Genomic DNA, 1415 nt, shown 5'->3' with positions numbered 1-1415 from the left:
AAGCCGTCCGCCGCGCCTTGCGAAAACCACTCCTCGATACGGTCGGCGACCTGCTCGGCACTGCCGACGATGGTCTGATGCCCGCGTGCACCGGCCAAGCGTTGTAGAACCTCGCGGATGGTCAATTTCTCGCGCCGTGCGAGCTCCACGACCAGCGCTGAGCGACTCCGATGTCCTTCGATCGAGGCGATATCGGGAAACGCGTCGAGCGGGAACGGGCCATCAAGCGGATATGTCGAAAGATCAACACCACTAACGTTGGCAAGTTGGCGAAGCCCATATTCCGGAACGATCAGTTCGTCGAATTCTGCCGCGAGGCGCTTTGCCTCCTCTTCGGTGCTTCCGATGATGGGGCTGAGCCCGACGACTATTTTGACTTCGCCTGGATCGCGGCCGTTCTCTGCAATCTTCGATTTGAGTTTCCGATAAAAACTCTGACCCTCTTCCAGTGTGCGTTGCGCTGTGAACACGATCTCCGCATGACGTGCCGCGAACTCGACGCCCGTATCTGACGATCCTGCTTGGATGAGAACGGGCCGGCCCTGCGGAGATGGCGGAACGTTGAGCGGTCCCTGAACCTTGAAAAACTCGCCTTCATGCAGAATTTTGTGGATTTTATCCGGATCGGYGTAGATGCCACTCGCGCGGTCATAGACCACGGCATCGTCTTCCCAAGTGTCCCATAATTTCTTCACCACCTGCACGAATTCTTCTGCACGCCGGTAACGATCGCGGTGGGCGGCAACGCCATCGAGTCCAAAGTTGCGGGCGGCGTCAGCGCTGCTGGTAGTCACAATATTCCAGCCCACCCTGCCCCCGCTGAGACGGTCCAATGACGCGATCTTGCGCGCGACGTTGAAAGGCTCGTTGAACGATGTCGATACGGTCGCAGCAAGGCCGATATGCTGGGTGGCTGCGCTCAACGCGCCGTGCAGTGCTATTGGATCGAACTGTTCGACGGGGCGCAATTTGACATTGGCGGATAGTGAAGGGGAATCCCCGTAGAACACAGCGTCGAGCTTGCCACGTTCTGCAATGGCTGCAACCTTCTTCTGATAATCGAGACTGGTGAGCTCGACCCTGTCGGACTTTGGGTGACGCCAAGCACCTTCGTGATTTCCACCAGTGGATACATGGGCGTTGAAATGCAATTGCCGAGGACGCTTGGCCATTCGCTGTTCCTTTCAAGAGAGGAGTTTCGGTTGCAGAAGTTTCGCGATTATTTGTCTGACACCGGAACACGCCATCTGGACAGCCTGTTTTCGATCCAGACGAGGGTATAGTTGATCGTCAGGCCGACGACGGCGATCGTCAGTATTCCGGCATACATTTTGGGAAGAAGAAAATTGAATTGCGCATAATTGATGAGGTAACCGAGCCCGCGCGTTGCTCCCACCATTTCCGCAGCGATAAGC

2 protein-coding genes are annotated in these 1415 nt (G+C 56.6%); both read right to left on the bottom strand.

Annotated features, from left to right (window positions below; all coding sequences use genetic code 11):
* On the bottom strand, positions 1-1172 hold a 1172-nt coding region (locus ACXJ5O_RS26955; protein ID WP_457302589.1), incomplete at its 3' end, for an LLM class flavin-dependent oxidoreductase.
* A 47-nt stretch (positions 1173-1219) separates the two neighbouring features.
* Positions 1220-1415, bottom strand: a 196-nt coding sequence (locus ACXJ5O_RS26950; protein WP_457302588.1) for an ABC transporter permease, incomplete at its 5' end; no start/stop codon positions are given.

The organism is Phyllobacterium sp. P5_D12 (assembly GCF_054049495.1).
This window is presented reverse-complemented; position numbering and strand designations above follow the sequence as displayed.